Annotated in this window: 15 protein-coding genes; 6 read left to right on the top strand and 9 right to left on the bottom strand. The window is 36.6% G+C overall.

All coding sequences use genetic code 11. The annotated features are described in order from the left end of the window. Nucleotides 1-18: 18 nt before the first annotated feature. Nucleotides 19-3,399: an isoleucine--tRNA ligase gene (locus HUB92_RS00755; RefSeq protein ID WP_209472907.1), complete on the bottom strand. Its 3,381-nt coding sequence runs from the start codon at nucleotides 3,397-3,399 to the stop codon at nucleotides 19-21. A gap of 176 nt (nucleotides 3,400-3,575) precedes the next feature. Between HUB92_RS00755 and HUB92_RS00750 the strand changes: the two genes are divergently transcribed. Further along, nucleotides 3,576-5,042 (top strand): peptide MFS transporter, encoded by a 1,467-nt coding sequence (locus HUB92_RS00750; protein ID WP_209472905.1) that lies wholly within the window; start codon nucleotides 3,576-3,578, stop codon nucleotides 5,040-5,042. A 139-nt stretch (nucleotides 5,043-5,181) separates the two neighbouring features. Here HUB92_RS00750 and miaB read toward each other — a convergent pair whose 3' ends face one another. The 3 genes from miaB to hemJ form a co-directional block, all read right to left on the bottom strand. Then, nucleotides 5,182-6,501, bottom strand: a complete 1,320-nt coding sequence (gene miaB, locus HUB92_RS00745) for a tRNA (N6-isopentenyl adenosine(37)-C2)-methylthiotransferase MiaB (RefSeq protein WP_209472903.1) — start codon at nucleotides 6,499-6,501, stop codon at nucleotides 5,182-5,184. A gap of 613 nt (nucleotides 6,502-7,114) precedes the next feature. Beyond that, nucleotides 7,115-7,393 (bottom strand): hypothetical protein, encoded by a 279-nt coding sequence (locus HUB92_RS00740; RefSeq protein ID WP_138265071.1) that lies wholly within the window; start codon nucleotides 7,391-7,393, stop codon nucleotides 7,115-7,117. Between the two features lie 53 nt (nucleotides 7,394-7,446). After that, entirely contained in the window at nucleotides 7,447-7,875 is a 429-nt protein-coding gene (gene hemJ / locus HUB92_RS00735; RefSeq protein ID WP_010082641.1) for a protoporphyrinogen oxidase HemJ, read from the bottom strand. Nucleotides 7,876-7,930: 55 nt separating this feature from the next. Here hemJ and pdhA point away from each other — a divergent pair, with 55 nt between their 5' ends. Together pdhA and HUB92_RS00725 are read left to right on the top strand one after the other, a co-directional pair. Then, the gene (gene pdhA / locus HUB92_RS00730) at nucleotides 7,931-8,911 is read left to right on the top strand and encodes a pyruvate dehydrogenase (acetyl-transferring) E1 component subunit alpha (RefSeq protein WP_209472901.1); all 981 of its coding nucleotides are present in this window, start codon (nucleotides 7,931-7,933) and stop codon (nucleotides 8,909-8,911) included. Nucleotides 8,912-9,319: 408 nt separating this feature from the next. Beyond that, nucleotides 9,320-10,243 (top strand): RluA family pseudouridine synthase, encoded by a 924-nt coding sequence (locus tag HUB92_RS00725; protein WP_006279888.1) that lies wholly within the window; start codon nucleotides 9,320-9,322, stop codon nucleotides 10,241-10,243. 7 nt (nucleotides 10,244-10,250) lie between these two features. On the opposite strand, the gene HUB92_RS00720 is transcribed toward HUB92_RS00725, so the two are convergent. Together HUB92_RS00720 and aspS are read right to left on the bottom strand one after the other, a co-directional pair. Next, the gene (locus HUB92_RS00720) at nucleotides 10,251-11,513 is read right to left on the bottom strand and encodes an MFS transporter (protein WP_209472899.1); all 1,263 of its coding nucleotides are present in this window, start codon (nucleotides 11,511-11,513) and stop codon (nucleotides 10,251-10,253) included. 61 nt (nucleotides 11,514-11,574) lie between these two features. Beyond that, the gene (aspS, locus tag HUB92_RS00715; protein WP_209472897.1) at nucleotides 11,575-13,377 is read right to left on the bottom strand and encodes an aspartate--tRNA ligase; all 1,803 of its coding nucleotides are present in this window, start codon (nucleotides 13,375-13,377) and stop codon (nucleotides 11,575-11,577) included. A gap of 195 nt (nucleotides 13,378-13,572) precedes the next feature. Here aspS and HUB92_RS00710 point away from each other — a divergent pair, with 195 nt between their 5' ends. From HUB92_RS00710 to HUB92_RS00700, 3 genes are all read left to right on the top strand, one after another. After that, nucleotides 13,573-14,004, top strand: coding sequence for a hypothetical protein (locus tag HUB92_RS00710; protein ID WP_174515653.1), 432 nt, complete (start codon nucleotides 13,573-13,575; stop codon nucleotides 14,002-14,004). 3 nt (nucleotides 14,005-14,007) lie between these two features. Then, a complete protein-coding gene (ccmA, locus tag HUB92_RS00705; RefSeq protein WP_007548816.1) occupies nucleotides 14,008-14,631 on the top strand; it encodes a heme ABC exporter ATP-binding protein CcmA in 624 nt (207 codons plus the stop codon). A 958-nt stretch (nucleotides 14,632-15,589) separates the two neighbouring features. After that, nucleotides 15,590-16,885, top strand: a complete 1,296-nt coding sequence (locus HUB92_RS00700; RefSeq protein ID WP_209472895.1) for a Na+/H+ antiporter NhaC family protein — start codon at nucleotides 15,590-15,592, stop codon at nucleotides 16,883-16,885. Between the two features lie 520 nt (nucleotides 16,886-17,405). Here HUB92_RS00700 and HUB92_RS00695 read toward each other — a convergent pair. The 3 genes from HUB92_RS00695 to HUB92_RS00685 all read right to left on the bottom strand — a co-directional run bounded on the left by HUB92_RS00695 (nucleotide 17,406) and on the right by HUB92_RS00685 (nucleotide 18,392). Beyond that, complete coding sequence (locus HUB92_RS00695) at nucleotides 17,406-17,561, bottom strand: hypothetical protein (protein WP_167513690.1); 156 nt, start codon at nucleotides 17,559-17,561, stop codon at nucleotides 17,406-17,408. Between the two features lie 326 nt (nucleotides 17,562-17,887). Then, nucleotides 17,888-18,190, bottom strand: a complete 303-nt coding sequence (locus HUB92_RS00690) for a type II toxin-antitoxin system RelE family toxin (protein ID WP_233395579.1) — start codon at nucleotides 18,188-18,190, stop codon at nucleotides 17,888-17,890. Continuing rightward, on the bottom strand, nucleotides 18,168-18,392 hold the full coding sequence (locus tag HUB92_RS00685) for a hypothetical protein (protein WP_010962565.1): 225 nt from the start codon (nucleotides 18,390-18,392) through the stop codon (nucleotides 18,168-18,170). Before HUB92_RS00685 ends, HUB92_RS00690 begins: the two co-directional genes overlap by 23 nt. Between the last annotated feature and the right edge of the window lie 57 nt (nucleotides 18,393-18,449).

The following is an 18,449-nucleotide window of genomic DNA, read 5'->3' as shown; positions in this document are numbered from 1 at the left end:
AATGACAACTTTCAACTACTAATAATTTAACCTAATACCAACTATCAAATTTTGGTACTCCTTAAAATAAAAGTTAGTTCCAATTTCTGTATTAATGTCCAAAGATAAGGTAAGGGTCTGCTCTTTTATATATTCAATCCACGTATTTATTGCTTCCTTAATTTTCTCATCTTCTGTTTTGATTATTACTCTGATTCTATCGGACATATGAAAATCAGCTTGTTTCCTGGTTTCCTGAATGAGCCTCACGACATCTCTTGCAAGCCCTTCTAGAATTAATTCATCATTTAGTTCAGTATTTAGAATGACAATCCCTTTATTGTTATCAAATACAGAGGAATATTCACTGTTTGCTTTTAACAATAGTTCATATTCGCCTTTTTCTATGATGCAATTTTCTGACTCATTACCTAAAAAAACTTGCTCATTTTCAACTTGCTTCCATTTTCCCTCTTTGACATATTGAACTAGTTTCTTAATTTTATCTGGTATTCTCTTTCCAAGCAGGGGAAAACTTAGCTTTAACTCTAGTGATGCAATATCTTCAAGTCTGTTTACTAACTCCAGTTTTTTTACATTTACCTCATCTTTTATCATCTCTTGATATTCATTCATGCTTGGTGTCATTCCAGCACTTTTTTCTTTCTGGATCCCAGTGTCAGCTACTCGGATGACAGGAGAGAACTCTGGGATGACGGGAGAGAGCTCTGGGATGACAGAAAACGGCTCACCTTCAAGAAAACTACAGGAAGACTGATGATAAATGATCATACTGCCAAGTGGCTGTCTGATACGTATGTTAAAAGTGTTTCTAATAGAGAGTGCAGAGTTGCATATCTCTCTCACCAAATCCATCTTGGCAATGAGCTGACTATCAAACTTCTCTAATTGTGGAAAATTAGCCAAATGAACAGATGTTTCTTCATACTTAAGCCCTTGCCATATATTCTCTGTTATAAGTGGCAACAAAGGAGCTGCAGCTCTTAGTATGTAATAAAAAACCGTATATAGAACATTATAAGCATCAGTTTTATCCTGATCCAAATCACTTTTCCAAAAACGCTCGCGACTGCGACGAATATACCAATTATTTAACACTTCAAAAAAGTTCATTAAAATTTTGCAAGCCTCTTGGGAGTTATAGTTGTTCATAGAAGCTTGGATACCTTCTACAGCTTCAAAACACTTGGAAATCATGTAACGATCAATAGTGCTTTGATAATCCTTACAAACTTCAGCTTTAATTCCATCTGCATTTGCATACATAGTAAAAAAGTGATAACTGTTCCAAATAGGTTTTATTACGTTTTTCAGAACATCTCGTATTGAGTTTCCTTCTTTATCGAGTAGCAAATTACCACCACAAACAATAGATCCAGAAAGCATAAGAAAACGCAGTGCATCAGAACCGTATCTATCAAAAACCTCCATTGGATCTGCATAGTTATTCAAACGTTTGGACAATTTTTGCCCTTTTACATCCAAAACAACACCGTGGCATATGCAGTTCTTAAATGGTTCCCTATTAAACAAAGCAGTGGACAATACAAAGAGCGTATAAAACCACCCCCTGGTTTGCGCTATGTATTCAGTGATAAAATCCGCAGATTCAAACCACTCCTTATTTTCAAACGGATAGTGGATTTGCGCAAATGGCATCGAGCCAGATTCAAACCAGCAGTCAAACACGTCAGGTACACGGCGCATAACTGATTTTCCTGTTGGATCATCAGGATTTAGTCTTGTTAAAGTATCGATAAATGGTCTGTGCAAGTCGTCTATTTTAACATTAAAATCTCTCTCCAGTTCTTCTATTGAACCATATACATCTACTCTTGGATATCTCGCATCATCTGATTTCCATACAGGGATTGGCGTACCCCAGAATCGATTGCGTGAAATTGACCAGTCGTGTGCCCCTTCAAGCCATTTTCCAAATTGACCATCTCTAATGTGGTTTGGTATCCAATTAACTCTCTTATTTAGCTCTACCATTCTGCTTTTGAATTTTGTAACAGCAACATACCAAGAAGGCATAGTTCGATAGATCAAAGGAGTGTCAGTTCTCCAGCAGTGTGGATAATTGTGAATATATTGCTCAGTCTTAAACCAACTTCCCTGCCCTTTCAATTTTTTTATTACTGTATCATTGGCATCAAAAACATGAACCCCTGCCAAATCTGAAACTTCAGCAGTAAATTTTCCACTGTTATCAATTGGACAAATAACTGGAATATCATGGCTTTGGCAAAGGTAAAAATCTTCCTCACCAAATCCAGGAGCAGTATGCACAACGCCAGTACCGTCTTCTTCCGTCACATAATCAGCAATAAAAACGCGAAATGCATTTTTTGTGTCTTTAAAATAGTCAAACAGTGGTTTGTAAGAAAGACCTGCAAGATCATTCGCTTTAAGTTTTATATTGCAGTTTTCATATGGAATATTGTTTTGTTCAGAGTGGCTGATAAATTTCTCTAAGTAGCTTTCAGCAAAAATGTATATTTCACCATTCATTGAACTTCCTTCACTACTCCCTGTCATCCCAGTGCCCAGACACTGGGATCCAGAAATAGATTCCAGCGTCACGCGCTGGAATGACATCAAAGGGTGGACTGACACTGCACAATACTTAATATCTTTTCCTATTGCTAAAGCCAAGTTGCTCGGCAACGTCCAAGGAGTTGTAGTCCAAGCAAGTAATTTACACTTTCGTTTAACACTTTTAAATTGCTGTGGGTTTTCTAAAAGCTCAAATGCAACAGTTACAGCTTTGCTAACTTTTTCTCTATACGCGTTATCAAGCCTTGTTTCGAAATTAGATAATGGAGTTTCGCATGCCCAGCTATATGGTACAACGCGCACTGATTCATACACCAGACCCTTATCATAAAGCTGCTTGAATGCCCACATGACCGACTCCATGAATGATTTATCCATAGTCTTATAGTCATTGTGAAAGTCTACCCACCTTGCTTGCCTATTTACATACTTCTCCCACTCTGATGAAAATTTCATCACAGAAGTACGGCAATGATCGTTAAATTTATCTATACCAAACTTCTCTATCTCAGTTCTACCAGATATTCCAAGTTCTTTTTCTGCACCCATCTCAGCCGGCAATCCATGGCAATCCCAGCCAAATCTACGTTCAACCCTTTTTTGAAGCATAGTTTGATATCTTGCAAATGCGTCTTTGATGAAACCAGTGAGTAAATGTCCATAATGCGGAAGTCCATTTGCAAACGGAGGCCCATCGTAAAAGACAAAACAATTATCCTTGGAACGTTCTTCAACTGACCGCTCAAAAACTTTGTTTTCCTGCCAAAATTTTATGATTTCCTTTTCTAACGATAAAAAATCAGGACTACTTACTGTATCAGGATAATGCTTTGACTTCATGTTCGCTATGTAAAACTAAAGAATATAGGGCTTTCTGAAAAATTACAAATTCAAAAATATTTCCGTAGCTCACACCCCAACAAACTATTCTGCCGAGCTTCCAATACCTTTTTTTAAGTTTTACTTGCAGTTTTTATTGTTTTACTTAACATTAACCCAAGCTTTAGGGGTATTTTATGGATCAGAAGACAGATAAGTTTCCACAATTTTTAAAAATGTTGTGCTTTGTTGAAATGTGGGAACGTTTCTCTTACTATGGAATGAGGGCACTTTTGGTCCTATTTTTGACTTCTCACTTAGGTTTCACTGATGAGAGGGCCTTTACTATTTACTCATTATTTGCTGCAACAGGTTATGCTATACCAATACTTGGAGGTTTTTTAGCTGATAAGCTGATGGGATTCCGCAACATGGTGTTGCTTGGAGGGATAGTGATGATAGCAGGTCATGCTTGCATGTCATTGGTTAAGTTTGAACCAGGTTTATTATATTTAGGTTTATCTCTAATAGCCATAGGTACTGGTATGTTTAAAGGGAACGTAACTAACTTACTTAGTTCATGCTATGGCAAAGACGATCCTGAACGTAGCAGAGGCTTTACTTTATTTTACGTAGGTGTGAATATTGGAGCAATATTGGCTTCTATTTCATGTGGTTATGTAGCCCACTTGTTTGGCTGGCACTACGGCTTTGGTTTAGCTGGTATTAGGATGTCTATAGGGCTAATCTTTTTTCTCAAATTTCAGAATCTTTTAGGAGATAGCGGCCTTTCTCCTTATCCAGAGCTTATGAATAAGCGCATATTAGGGATTAAAATTTTTGGTATAGTATTGATAGGAAGCTTTCTGTCATCATCAATAATTGCTAAAATGCTTATACATAGTGAATTTTTTACTAATATGCTCATATTTATTGGAATAACAGCTCTGGGCATATTTATTTATATAATATCTAAATTATCAGCAGAACAAAGACGAAAATTAGTGGCATTATCTATTCTTGTGGTATTTTTCTTGTGTTTTTTTGCTTTAGAAATGCAGCTTGGCTCTTTGGTTAACTTATTCACCGAAAGAAACGTTATTAACAATGTATTAGGTATAACAATCCCAGCTTCAGTTTCTCAAGCCATAAATCCTTTGTCAATTATAATATTTGGCTTTCTTTTTGGAACATACATGAAGTTTAAGCAAAAATATGCAACTTCCATGTTTACCCTTGGCCTTCTGACAATGGCTATGTGTTTTTTCACACTGTACATAGGATGTTTAAACTCTAACATTGAAGGTAAAGTAGAATACTTATATTTAATAATTGCTATCTCCTTTATGGGACTGGGAGAATTATGTATTGCTCCATTAGTCCAAGAACAAGCAACTACACTAGCCCCCAAAAACCTTAGAGGAGTAGTGATGGGTATAGTAATGCTGTCATTAGCGTTTTCTAACCTAGCCGGAGTTGCAATATCAAAATTTATGTCAGTTCCTTCAGTAAATGGTAAAATAAATTATTTAGAATCTTTAGAAATATATAAAGAGGGTTTTTTAAAGGTGGGAATATTTAATTTAATGCTCGTTATTGTATTTTTATTCTTCTTCAATTTTATACATAAAGTTGTTACTAACTCATCTTGTACAAAAAATTGATATAGGTAAGCTCAAATTTGTAGGTTTAAGGTACCCGTTCAGCAGAGGTAGCAATTAAACTTTGTAACTTTTGAAAAAGATTATGATTGCATTTTTTCAATACTCTTTGCTTAAGATTTATATTTAACGCTGCTTAAAATCAGTGAAATGCACACCCCAGCAAACTACTCTGCCGAGCTTCCAACACTTTCACATTTACTATTTTGTCCCTGTATTTATCTTCAGAATCATCAATGCACACTGATTGCATATATGGGCTTTTACCAATAATTTGGTTTTGGTGTTTACCTTTTTTATCGCTAAATAGAACAGGTATAGTTTTACCTACCATACTCTGGTTAAACTCAAGTTGTTGCTTACTAATTAATTTCTGTAAACGAAGAAGGCGCTCTGTTTTAACCTCTTCTGGTACTTGATCTTTTCTTTCCGCTCCCGGTGTGCCTGGTCTTGGGCTGTATTTAAAACTATAAGCCTGAGCATATCTAACTTTTTCTACTAATTTCATAGTTTCTTCAAAATCTTTTTCGGTTTCTCCAGGAAAACCAACAATAAAATCAGAAGAAAATTCGATTTCAGGTTTCAATTTGCGAAATCTGTCTATTATTTCCAAATACTCCTCTGCAGTGTGTTTCCTGTTCATCGCGTGCAATATTTTATTCGAACCAGACTGCACAGGCAGGTAAACAAACGGCATGAGCTTTGGCTCTTCCGCATGTGCCAAGTAGAGAGATTCATGCATATCTCTTGGATGAGAAGTTGTATAACGAATCCTCTCTAGCTTTTCAATTTTAGCAATATGACTAATTAATTTTCCTAAATCCCACACTTCCCCTTCGCACTCCCCATGGTAAGCATTGACGTTCTGACCAAGCAAATTGATCTCATTTGCCCCATTTGCAACTAATTTCAATGCTTCACGAAATATTTCATTCACTGGCCGTGAATACTCAGCTCCACGAGTATAGGGCACTACACAAAACGTACAAAATTTATCACAACCCTCTTGTATGGCAAGAAACGCAGAAGACCCCTGGCTATTGCCATAGCATTCATCTGGCAATTTATCAAACTTTGCAACTTCAGGAAAATCAGTGTTTATTACATGACCTTTACTTCTGCTTGCTTTGACTATCAGCTCCGGTAAGGTAGCGATACTCTGCGGACCAACAACAATATCAACAAAAGGAGCCCTTCTGAACACTTCTTCTCCCTCTGCTTGCGCTACACACCCAGCCACCACTATAGTCATTTCTTTTCGTAACGAATGAATCTTCCCAAGCTCTGAGTAAAGTTTTTCTGCTGCCTTCTCTCTAATGTGACAAGTATTCAGTATCACTAAATCGGCTTTCCCTGCATCACTAACAACGTTGAACCCCAAAGGTTTAATTACATTTTCCATTAAAACGGAGTCATAAACGTTCATCTGACAGCCGTAAGTTTTAATATATAGGCCTTTCATATTTGGTATGTCTTTTTCAAAATTTCTTCACCCTACACGTAAATGTCTAACAGACCAGCGCGTGACGCTAGTGAACTTGCTAGCACAATAGATTTTGACAAAATTATACGAAAAACTGGATCCCAGTGTCAAGCACTGGGATGACAAGTTCTCGGCAACCCCTACGTCATACCATCACGGTATCTCTAGATCCCGCTAACAAGTAGCGGGATGACGGTTGTCAGGGTGTCATGAAAGTAGCTAACACTGGCTTCCATCCAAGAGGGCAGTGCCCTCTTCTTGTCATCCCAGTGCTTGACACTGGGATGGCTTTGTTGCATCGCTACTTATGAAAGGCTAACTATAGTTAGGATTATAAGCAACCTATTGAAAATCTTGTTTTTTTGCAATCAATCTGATCAAATTTAAGAATAGTAATTTATTATTTATATTAATAAATTTAATTCTATTGAAAATAGCTAAAGCATTGAAATTCTTGAATTTTAGCCGGATTAGTGAGTGGTAGTGAAATTTCTTTTACTCAAATTTAGGTATTCACTGACCGTTCTTGTTATAAATACCAGAATAATAAGCTACTGATATTCTCTACCTTTTTTATCTTTATCCATCATAGCTAGCGATGCAACAAAGCCCACTGGGATCCAGGAAAAAGAATGGTGTCATGCAAGTAGCTAACACTGGGATCCAGGAAAAAGAATGGTGTCATCCGAGTAGCTTGACACTGGCATCCAGGAGACTTAATTGCAAGTAATGCATTGAGTTTGGTGAGTATGGGTTTTGCGTTATAGAATGAAGCACTTTTGGTGAATTTGTAAAGAAAGCTGGATCCCAGTGTCAAGCACTGGGATGACAAGAAAGGGAGCACTGGAATTTTTATTTCAGTATTGTACATTAGCCATGCATCTGAACAGATACGAGCTTTCTGCTTTTTTTGGGTAAGGTCAGTCAAAAAGGTTTTACAACAACCATAATAACTATAACTATTATCAATACTGTAACTGCTTCATTTAAAACGCGAAAATAAATATGTGACTTCTTATTCGAACCCATTGCAAAATTTTTCCTATATTTTGCAAGTAGCATATGAATAATTAACATCAAAAGTATTGCAAATGCTTTTACATGAAACCATCCTTCACGATATGCTTCCCTAATAACCATTAGTGTAATTCCAAGACCAAGTGAGAAAAGCATTGCAGGGTTTATGATATATCTAAGTAGCCTCTTTTCCATTGTTTGAAGCAAGCTATCATTTTCCGATCCCGGTTTTACAGTTGCATGGTAGACATAAAGCCTGGGTAAATAAAGCATACCTGCCATCCACATGATAACAGAGATAACGTGAAAAGCCTCAAGCCAGTGGTAATAGTTCATTAGCAAAAATTTAAAATTCCTGGTATTGTGTTAGTTTAATGAAAAAGAAATCGATATGAAAGCAGAAAATTTCACTAAAGAACAGATAATTGGATTCTACAGGAAAATGCTACTCATACGCAGATTTGAGGAAAAAGCAGGACAATTATATGGGATGGGATTAATAGGCGGGTTCTGTCACCTATCAATAGGACAAGAAGCAGTTGCAGTTGGAACTCAAGCTGCATCAAAATTAGGTGACGCTTTTATCACAAGTTATAGAGACCATGGCTTAATGCTCGCATGTGATTCTGATCCAAATGTTGTAATGGCAGAGCTTACCGGCAAAGAAACAGGATGCTCGAAAGGTAAAGGTGGTTCGATGCACGTATTTGACGTTGAAAAAAAATTCTTCGGCGGGCATGGAATAGTGGGAGCACAAGTTCCAATTGGCACAGGAATAGCATTTGCTAATAAATATAAGAAAAAAGATAATGTGGTATTTACATATTTTGGCGACGGTGCTGCAAATCAAGGACAAGTATATGAATCGTTTAATATGGCATCTTTGTGGGAGTTGCCTGTGGTTTACATCATAGAAAATAATGAATACGCAATGGGAACCTCCGTGCAAAGGTCAACTTTAGTAACAGAGTTATATAAAAGAGGAGAAAGTTTTGGTATTCCTGGAAAACAAGTTGATGGAATGGATTTTTTCTCTGTTTATGAGGCTACAAGCGAAGCAGCGGAACACACACGCAGCGGAAAAGGGCCTATCCTGCTTGAAATGAAGACATATCGATATCGCGGTCACTCAATGTCAGATCCTGCTACTTATCGCTTAAAAGAAGAAGTTGAAGATATGAAGCAAAATCATGACCCTATGAGCACTTTAAAGAAATACATGACAGATAATAAAATGGCTTCAGAAGAAGAGTGCAAAGTAATTGATAAGGAAATACGTGATTTAGTAAAAAAGTCGGAAGATTTTGCCAAAAATAGTAAAGAACCAAGCGTTGATGAGCTGTATACTGATGTTTATAAATTTGTTAGCTAATTTTTTTATCCAGAACTGTACAAACATTGTATAGTAAACGATGTCATCCAAATAGCTCCTTCTCCCGTCATCCAAGTGCCCTCCTTTTTTTGTCATCCCAGTGCTCTGACTACTTGGATCCAGCTGAGTTGGTGAGTATAAAAGTATAGCTAACGCAAGCTCTACGTCATGCCGCCGCGAACCGTCATACCGCGATTCATTCGCGGTATCTCTAGATCCCGCTAACAAGCAGCGGGATGACGGTTGTCAGGCTAGCTGTCATCTCAGTAGTCTCCTTCTCCTGTCATCCGAGTAGCTGACACTGGTTCCTTTATGACGGCAGTAGCCCCTTCGGTGTCATTCCAGTGCTTGACACTGGAATGACACCAATAATTGACATTTCACTAGATATTCATTATAAATAATGGAATGCTACAAAGTATAAAAACCATATTAATAGAAGACGATAACGTTAGGCTGGATAGGTACATCAGAAGAATCTTTCCTGATCTAAAGCAATCTGTAATTGAAAAATCTTTAAGGAAAGGATTAATCAAAGTTGATGATTGCAAAGCAAAGTCCAGTGATAGAGTAAATTCTGGGCAAACTATAACGCTGAAGCACTTGAATTATATTGAAAACGCTAATTCTGATCGCAAATATAATGAAAAGTTAGTGAATCTACTAAGAGAGAACATATTATATGAAGACGAATATATACTAGCTATAAACAAACCCGCAGGGGTCATCGTTCAAGGTGGCGTAAAAGTAAAGATTAGCATGAGTGATTTGCTTGACCAAATAAGAGAGGGAGAAACATTTAAAATTGTCCATAGGCTAGATAGAGATACGAGTGGAGTGATAATATTCGCACGCAACGCTAATGTTGCCAGATACCTTATGGAAGAATTTAAAGGACGAAGAGTAAAAAAAACTTATTTAGCATTAACTTCTGGCATACCGAGCAAGGATAGTGGAACAATAGACTATCCATTGGTGAAAAAATATGTTTCAGGTCAAGAAAAAGTGGTCGTTGATGAAAATTCACCTCAGAATGCCACTACGCATTTTTCAATTATAGCAAAATCCAAACACAATGTTGCTTATTTAAAATTACAACCAATTACCGGCAGAACCCATCAGTTACGTGCACATTTAGCTCATATAAATTGCCCTATTCTTGGTGACGGTAAATATGGTGGTAAAAAAGCTTTTATTGATGGGATAGCAAATAAAATTCACCTTCATTCGCATTCTTTATCTTTAAAACTGCCAAACAATAAAGAAATCACTATCACCGCTCCTATCACTAAACACATCGAAAAATCCATTGAAGCGCTATTTTTCGACTGAAACGATTTCACCAATCAACTTTTCTGTCTTTGGCTTTAATTTGAAGCACAGATATTAGGCTAATTAATGCGCAGGCAGTAAGATAAATGCCTGCTGCAAGTTTTGTTCCGGTTTTTTCTATAAGCCACATGCATATGTATGGAGAAAGGCCACCAAAAATTCCTGCAGATATATTATTTGCTAAGCTTACGCCAGTGCATCTTACTTTTGTTGGAAACAGTTCACAAATAACAGAACCATATATTCCAAAAGATGCACCTACTGGTATAGTAATCAATAAGTAAGTTATTATTACGACATAGTGGTTAACGGAAGATAATAATGGTAATACACATGTACCAATCAGAGATAGCATAATCAGTACAGGAATCATTACGCGTTTTCTTCCAACTTTATCAGATAAAATTGCAAAAAGTACCGCAGATGCTGCAAATACAACCTGTATTACTATCCTCATTAAATCTTTAACACTAATAGATAAAATAACTAGCTCTTTTATTGATATATTATAAAACATTATTGCTGCGTAGACAATTGCATTCTGAGCAATTCCCAGATTGATTGAAATAATAAGCGGTCTTTTATAGTTTCTTACTAGTTCTAACAATGGTGAATGTGCTAAATTATTAGCGTACTTATTAGTTTTATATGCTAAGCTTTCTTTTAATATGTACCTAGTTAAAAAACCTATTGTCCCCAAAAAAAAGCAAAAATAAAAAAGCAACTTCCATCCCCATATTTCATAGTTCTCACCTGTAACTCTTTTGCAGATAAATATCATTGTTATGCATAAGAGCGTTCCAAGGGCTCCGCTAAAGGGCTTCATACTTCCTAAGAAACCTAGATTTTTTTTATCTTTTGAATGCTCTATCGTAAATGCTGTATTAATGCTTGTTTCACCTCCTGCAGTTATTCCTTGCACTATTCTACAAAACACAAGCAATACAGGTGAAAGCAACCCTATTTCTTTATACCCAGGTATAATTCCCATAATTGTGGATGATATTGAAATTAATATTACTGAAGTAAGTAAAGTCTTTCTTCTGCCATACTTATCTCCCATATAACCAAAAATTACTGCACCAATTGGTCTAAACGCAAAACCAATTGCAAAAACACCAAGGAATTTGAGTGTACTCAAATAATGATCTTCTGATGGGAAAAAAACGTTGATGATTGTATCTGTTAATACTCCAAAAAGAGTGAGTTCATACCACACAATCATGTTACAGATCATGCCCGATAGTATTGCTTTTTGGATATTATTCATGGTCTTTCAATTTAACATAACCTAATATATCATTAACCGGTGCTCCTTGCTATAAAATTTTTCATTCAATAACCTTCAAGGATAATTCACGTAAATGCTTATCCTCCACCTTGGAAGGAGCACCCATTAGAACATCTTCACCTTGCTGGTTCATAGGAAAACAGATTACTTCACGAATATTTGGCTCATCAGCAAGCAGCATAACTATTCTATCAACTCCTGGTGCTATTCCACCATGAGGAGGAACACCAAATCTGAATGCACGTACAAGTGCACCGAATCTTGTATCAACTTCTCCCCGGCTATAACCTGCAATGGCAAAAGCTTTATACATGATATCCAGTTTGTTATTACGAATCGCCCCACTTGACAGTTCTATTCCATTGCAAACAAGATCATATTGGTAAGCAAGGATATCCAGTGGATTTTTGTCCTCTAAATCTTTCAGAGCACCGTGTGGCATGGAGAATGGGTTATGAAAGAAATCGATTTTTTTACTTTTATCGTCATATACAAAATATGGAAAATCAATGATCCAACAAAACTTGAAGATATTATCATCTATAAGACTGAGTTCTGACCCTAAAAGAGTGCGTACTTTTCCTGCAATGTTTGCCGCCTCATTCTCTTTGTCAGAAGCAAAAAATACACTATCTCCTGGCTCTATGTTTGTTGCTTCTCTTATGTGGTTTAGCCTATTTTCATCAAGAAATTTAGCAATTGGGCCTTTCGCAGTTCCATCTTTATCAAACGTTATATATCCGAGACCCTTAGCACCGAATTCTTTTTGCGCATGTTCTATCTTTTTATCAAAGAAGCTGCGTGGTTCCTCTGCTGTTTTAGGTGCAGGGATGGCTCTCACTACCATACCACGCTCAATATTGCTTTTGAAAATATTGAACCCTGAATCACGAAAAATTTCTGTAACATCGCTGATTAATAGTGGATTGCGCAGATCTGGCTTATCAGAACCATATTTAAGCATTGCTTCTTTATATGTAATACGTGGAAAATCTTTATCAACAGACTTACGAGAAAATTTAGCAAACACTCTATATAAGGTAGACTCAATAATCTGAAAGATGTCTTCTTGAGTTACAAAAGACATTTCAAGATCTAGCTGATAAAACTCTCCCGGAGAACGGTCAGCCCTTGCATCTTCATCACGAAAACACGGTGCGATTTGGAAATATTTATCAAACCCTGAGACCATGAGCAACTGTTTGAAAATCTGCGGAGCTTGTGGCAATGCATAGAACTTGCCAGGATTTAGCCTGCTTGGCACTAGGTAGTCGCGTGCTCCTTCAGGAGAGGAAGCAGTGAGTATTGGAGTTTGAATCTCTAAAAATCCTCGCTCTATCATGAGCTTGCGGAGTTCTGCAATAATTTGTGAGCGCAGAATAATATTGTTGCGGGCTTTTTCACGCCTTAAATCAAGAAAACGATATTTAAATCTCATATTTTCCGGATATTCTTGTTCGCCAGCAATGCTCGCTAATATACTTCTTTCTTCTTTCGCTATTTCTTCATCACGGTGGAACTCGACTTCCGATTCAACGTGCAAATTGCTAACTACAACCTCAATTTCCCCAGTTGCGATAGAGGTGTTTACCGTATCTTCAGTTCTAGCTTCAACTATTCCTGTAACAGTAATTATACTCTCCAATTTTAAATTTGATATCTCATCAAAAAAGTCTTTGTCATTATTCAATACTAGTTGAGTGATTCCATAGAAGTCTCTTAAATCAACAAAGATTAGGTTACCGTGATCGCGCTTACGGTATAACCATCCAGAGAGGGTAACTTCCTTTCCTACATCATTCTTCCTTAATTCATTGCACGTGTGAGTCTTGTAGCAGTTCATATTTGTTTCACTTCTAAATTCTTTAAAAAGTATAGAAATAAACCTTACTACATACAAGCCCATTCTCAGATATTTGTCCAATTTACGAAATAGAGCAGTATTACTTTTATACTGTCTTTACCCGCAAAAAAATTGCACAATTTCTATAATTATGGTATAATAGTAAGGGTATTTTTAATGAATTAGATACAGGAAATGCCACTTACACAGATCATATTATATAGCGTAACATTACTTGCTGTAGCTGCAGTATTTCTCTTTTTGAGAAAAATATACAAAAATCGCATTAGAAAAATCATATTTCCTAGAAAAGTTTTTAAAGAAGAGTGGGAAGAAGACAGAAAATTCAATGAATTATATCAAAAAAATAAGCAAAAAGAGTTGATGAAACAACAAGAAACGCTACGCGAGAAACAAAAAGATGTGCAAGTTTATAAAGAAGATCCAGAAATAGTTGACATAGCAAAACCGGTAGGTAAATGGACAAAGATGGTTATGATGGGTAATGGTTTAATGCAGCGTTTTGCACAATTGATACATAGAGAAGGCGGACAGAAAGGATTTTGGGAGCTGTTTGTAAAAGCTCAGGCTTCAACTCAAGGTAAACATAAGGGAAAGGGCAGATAATCCATGCTTGAATGTGAAAATTTATCCTGCACTCGTAATAATAAGGTACTATTTAAGAATCTCAGTTTTAAAGCTGAGCTAAAATCAAAGATTCTAATCACTGGTCCAAATGGTAGTGGTAAAACCAGCTTAATTAGAAGTTTATCTGGACTTTTACCGCCGGTATCAGGCAATATAAGGCACTGCGGAAAAGATATATATGATGATCCAAAATCCTATATATCTTCTATGGTCTATATAGGCCATAAGAATGCCTGTAAAGATAGCTTAACTGTTGCTCAAAACGTAGAATTCTGGGCAGGAATACGAAATACTAGAGAATTGATTGTGGCAGCTATTTGTTGCTTGCAGTTGCAACCTGTACTTAATATTAGATATGGCGAACTTTCTGCAGGCTGGAAAAGGAGAGTTGCGCTTGCTCGCCTCTTGATTTCTAATGCAAACGTTTGGCTGATAGATGAACCATTTTGTAATCTTGATAGTGCAACGTGTGAATTAGTGCTGAACCTAATCTCAATACGCTCTGAGCAAAATGGTATAGTAATTATTACAGGGCATAGCTCTACAGAGCAATTGTGTGATTTTACAACGATTGATATACGTAATTTCAATAGACTTCTTGTATAGTTTTTGGCAACAACCGCTAGAAATAAAAAACTTGCTTGACAAACTCCGCCAGCCCCCTTATCATAAACACTGAAGCTATTTATTTATCTTCTCTGTACAGATTAAATGACAAAAAAACTCACGTATCTGGCGTCTCATGTTTAATTTTTTGCACTATGTGCACCTTATGTCTTTATCAAACTTCTACCTACATAAGCTGAAACGCGCTTATAAAGCGTTTAAAACATAAAAAAACGCCAACTTAAAAAATGGATAGTGAATAACTAGCTACCCTAGGGTTTCTTTTGCCTTTTTTTCTGTTTAGTAAATTTCTTAAATATTTATAGCTAAACGACAACCGTCATCCCGCTGCTTGTTAGCGGGATCTAGAGATACCGCGAATGAATCGCGGTATGACGGTTCGCGGTGGCATGACGATAAGCTCGTCATCCCGCTGCTTGTTAGCGGCTAAGGGATACCGCGAAGGGATACTGCGAATGAATCGCGGTATGACGGTTAATTATTCTGCGGCGGTATGACGTAGAGCTCGCGTTAGCTATACTTTTATACTCACCAACTCAGTATCCAATCTGGATCCAAGTAGTCAGCTACTTGGATGACAACCTGTTGAGGCTGCGCTTACACATTCCACTTTCTATGCTCACCAAACAAATTTGCTTACTCGCAGCAAAATTTTCTGGATCCAAGTAGTCAGCTACTCGGATGACATCTTTGTGTTTGAGGCAAAACCAGCTATAACATTTCTTCGCAAACAAATGTTCGTACAGTTGTGCGCGTGATGCTGGAATCTAGACAACAATTAGATCCTATTGTCAAGCAATAAGCTACATGTGCTATTTATTTAGTAGATTAAATATGAAGTTTAAAACTCTGCTATTGACTTCCTGTAGAACTAGTGAAAACCAAACTTGCTTAAAACCACTTAATTAGTTATAGTTATAAGTTTAGGTACAGTAAAATGACAGCTTTTGTTCCCTTGATTATTTTTTTAATCTTGTATCTTGGAAGTGGTGCTTATTTTTCTTTTATCGGAACTGATAATCCACTTCATCAGGTTTCACCAGTAATCTGCTTATTACCAGCACTATTTTTTGCTGCCTCACGTGGTACAAATAAAATTCAGCATAACATCGATACTGTTATCAAGGGCATGGGTGACAAAAACACCCTTACTATGTGTTTAATTTTTTTATTTTCTGGAGCATTTTCTGCGGTGACTCAATCAATCGGTAGCGCAGACACTGTTGCTAATTTAATTCTTAATTTCCTTCCAGCAAGATTACTGCTGCCTGGAGTATTTTTGGCTTCTGCTTTTATTTCAACTGCAATTGGCACATCTATGGGAGTTGTTGCGCTGATGGTACCTATAGCTGTTAATCTGGCAAAAAGTGGAGCTTTTGGTCTCGAAATAGGAACTGCAACTGTAGTAGGTGGTGCCGTGTTTGGCGATAACCTTTCGATGATATCTGATACCACCATTGCATCTGTTTCTTCACAGGAAGCTTCAGCAAAAGATAAACTTAAAATGAACTCTAAAGTTGCACTTATTGCCAGCATTATAACACTCATCTACCTAGCAGTTGCCTCAAATAGTACAAAAATTATTTCTATATCAAATTTAGATTATTATTCTATAATAAAAATTATTCCTTACATTTCTTTAATAATCATGGGGCTGCTTGAAGTCGCCACTTTAGTAACAATAACTATAAACATAATTATTGCTGGTGTGCTAGGAATAACTTTTTTTGACTATGCTATCATTCAATTTCCTCATGACGTGTATGACGGTTTCAAAAAAGTAAACGAAATAGTGATATTTGCTCTATTTATCGGTGGATTGAGCCATATAATGTACAAGCAAGGTCAAAAAGCGTTGCATAAACTCATCGATGAAAGCAATATCACAAAAACTAAAGCTGAATTTGTGATAGCAGGAATTGCGTCTATGTTTACTACCTTAGTTGCCAATAATACCATTGCTATTTTACTAAGTGGTGGCATTGCAAAAAGGCTTGCACAAAAACACAGTATTGCGCCACATCGCAGCGCATACTTATTAGATGTTTTTGCTTGTGCTACAAAAGGTATCTTACCTTATGGTTCCCAACTATTGCTAGCAGGTAGCATCGCCTCTGTATCACCTATTTCTTTATTAACACAGGTATATTATTGCTTTATTCTAGCGGCAGTTACAATAGGCGAAATAATCATCAACAGCAGAAAAGAGAAACATTGTGCGGCTGCAACTTAGAGTTTCTCTTTTTTTACCCATAAGGAACGGAATTACTTGACACCCTTCGCCAACCCCCTTATCATGAAACTGAAGCTATTTATTTATCTTCGCAATCTGTGCAGGTTAATGACAAAAAACTTAGGGTATTTGGCGTCTCATGTTTAATTTTTCGCACTACGTGCATCGCATGTCTTTAAAAATTTCTGGGTTTTTACCTATATAAGCTGAAACGCGCTTACAAAGCGTTTAAGACAGCAAAAAACGTCAAATTGACAAGGGAGAATTTGAATGCTAGCTACTACGGGGTTTCTTTGCCTTTTTTCCTGCTTAGTAAATTTCTTAAACACTTGCGGTGTAGGTTAGTTGCAAGTTAAAAGCAGCTAAATCGCTCTTAATCAAGCGTTTTAGAATAAAAAAAACGCCGATATTTTAGTACATAGTAAATAGCCAACCACCATGGGGCTTCTTTTGCCTTTTTTTTTCATTTGGTAAATTTCTTAAACATTTATAGTTGCAATTTAAGAGCCCGTAAAGGGTGTCATTCCAGTGCCCCTGTGATGTATTCCAGTGCTTGACACTGGAATACAGTTTTCCATATAATCTCATCGAAAATGTTGTAACCACTTTCCATGCTAGTTTGCTTGTTCACAAGCAAACTTTTCTGGATCCCAGTGTCTGGGCACTGGGATGACAAGAGAAGGTACTAGCCTGACACCCTGACAACCGTCATCCCGCTGCTTGTTAGCGGGATCTATGCTAATGCCCTTTTATTCTTTCAATTATGTTATTTCCATTTAAATCTGTCTGTTCCGCAACTTCAGTGAATACAGTTGAATACTCCCTAAAACTGATTGTCATAACTTTACCCTACTTTGAATAATATTTTGATCATTACATATTGTAACAAAAAAAAATCAACTCATTTCTTCTAACGGCTCTATATTAAAGATAGAAAGTCCAGAAGCAATGACGTGTGCTAAGGCTTGGACAAGTTGCAGCGGTGAGATCTTTCTTATATTTTTAATTGTGTAATCTTCTGTGTTTGTAAATGTTTTTTCTATACCCCACTGCAGTAATAAGTACTTTACGTTCTGAATGATTTATGATGTAAATTATACGGTAGTTGCTAACCCTTATCCTATATTGCCCTCTAAAGCTATGACATAAAGGCTTTCCTAGATTAAAAGGATCAACTGTAAGGCGTTTCTTTATGGCCTCCTGAACCATTAATTTAATCTTTGCCGGAAGAGCTGGAATTTCTTTTTCAATAACATTTTTTAAGAATTTTATAGTGTAAGTTTTATTTCCAGATGTTTTCATCATCCTCTACTTCTTCTTCACCTTCAGAGAGGCGATCGTCAGCTATTTTGGATAGCTCTACATCTTCTTCGAACTCTTCTTCCACTAAATCTACTAAAACTTCAGGAATAGTTTTATTTTGAGTCTCTGCCATTTCTGTAAGATACTGAGCCAATTTACTGTCAAAACTTACATTAACATTGAGCTTTTTTTGACTGTGAGCCATATATTAACCAGAAAATACTACTATAAACTATAACATTTTTACTTAATTTTGTCAACT

Source organism: Wolbachia endosymbiont of Wiebesia pumilae, from assembly GCF_017869285.1.
Lineage (GTDB): Bacteria > Pseudomonadota > Alphaproteobacteria > Rickettsiales > Anaplasmataceae > Wolbachia > Wolbachia pipientis.
The sequence above is the reverse complement of the archived record's forward strand: the minus strand, read 5'-3'. Positions and strand labels throughout refer to the sequence as shown.

What these genes read in the sequence shown, in the direction of transcription:
- HUB92_RS00755 (WP_209472907.1), bottom strand. Translation starts at nt 3,399, where the DNA reads ATGAAGTCAAAGCATTATCCTGATACAGTAAGTAGTCCTGATTTTTTA.
- ccmA (WP_007548816.1), top strand. Translation starts at nt 14,008, where the DNA reads ATGCTTGAATGTGAAAATTTATCCTGCACTCGTAATAATAAGGTACTA.
- HUB92_RS00740 (WP_138265071.1), bottom strand. Translation starts at nt 7,393, where the DNA reads ATGTACAATACTGAAATAAAAATTCCAGTGCTCCCTTTCTTGTCATCC.
- miaB (WP_209472903.1), bottom strand. Translation starts at nt 6,501, where the DNA reads ATGAAAGGCCTATATATTAAAACTTACGGCTGTCAGATGAACGTTTAT.
- HUB92_RS00700 (WP_209472895.1), top strand. Translation starts at nt 15,590, where the DNA reads ATGACAGCTTTTGTTCCCTTGATTATTTTTTTAATCTTGTATCTTGGA.
- pdhA (WP_209472901.1), top strand. Translation starts at nt 7,931, where the DNA reads ATGAAAGCAGAAAATTTCACTAAAGAACAGATAATTGGATTCTACAGG.
- HUB92_RS00710 (WP_174515653.1), top strand. Translation starts at nt 13,573, where the DNA reads ATGCCACTTACACAGATCATATTATATAGCGTAACATTACTTGCTGTA.
- HUB92_RS00725 (WP_006279888.1), top strand. Translation starts at nt 9,320, where the DNA reads ATGCTACAAAGTATAAAAACCATATTAATAGAAGACGATAACGTTAGG.
- HUB92_RS00685 (WP_010962565.1), bottom strand. Translation starts at nt 18,392, where the DNA reads ATGGCTCACAGTCAAAAAAAGCTCAATGTTAATGTAAGTTTTGACAGT.
- HUB92_RS00720 (WP_209472899.1), bottom strand. Translation starts at nt 11,513, where the DNA reads ATGAATAATATCCAAAAAGCAATACTATCGGGCATGATCTGTAACATG.
- HUB92_RS00690 (WP_233395579.1), bottom strand. Translation starts at nt 18,190, where the DNA reads ATGATGAAAACATCTGGAAATAAAACTTACACTATAAAATTCTTAAAA.
- hemJ (WP_010082641.1), bottom strand. Translation starts at nt 7,875, where the DNA reads ATGAACTATTACCACTGGCTTGAGGCTTTTCACGTTATCTCTGTTATC.
- HUB92_RS00750 (WP_209472905.1), top strand. Translation starts at nt 3,576, where the DNA reads ATGGATCAGAAGACAGATAAGTTTCCACAATTTTTAAAAATGTTGTGC.
- aspS (WP_209472897.1), bottom strand. Translation starts at nt 13,377, where the DNA reads ATGAACTGCTACAAGACTCACACGTGCAATGAATTAAGGAAGAATGAT.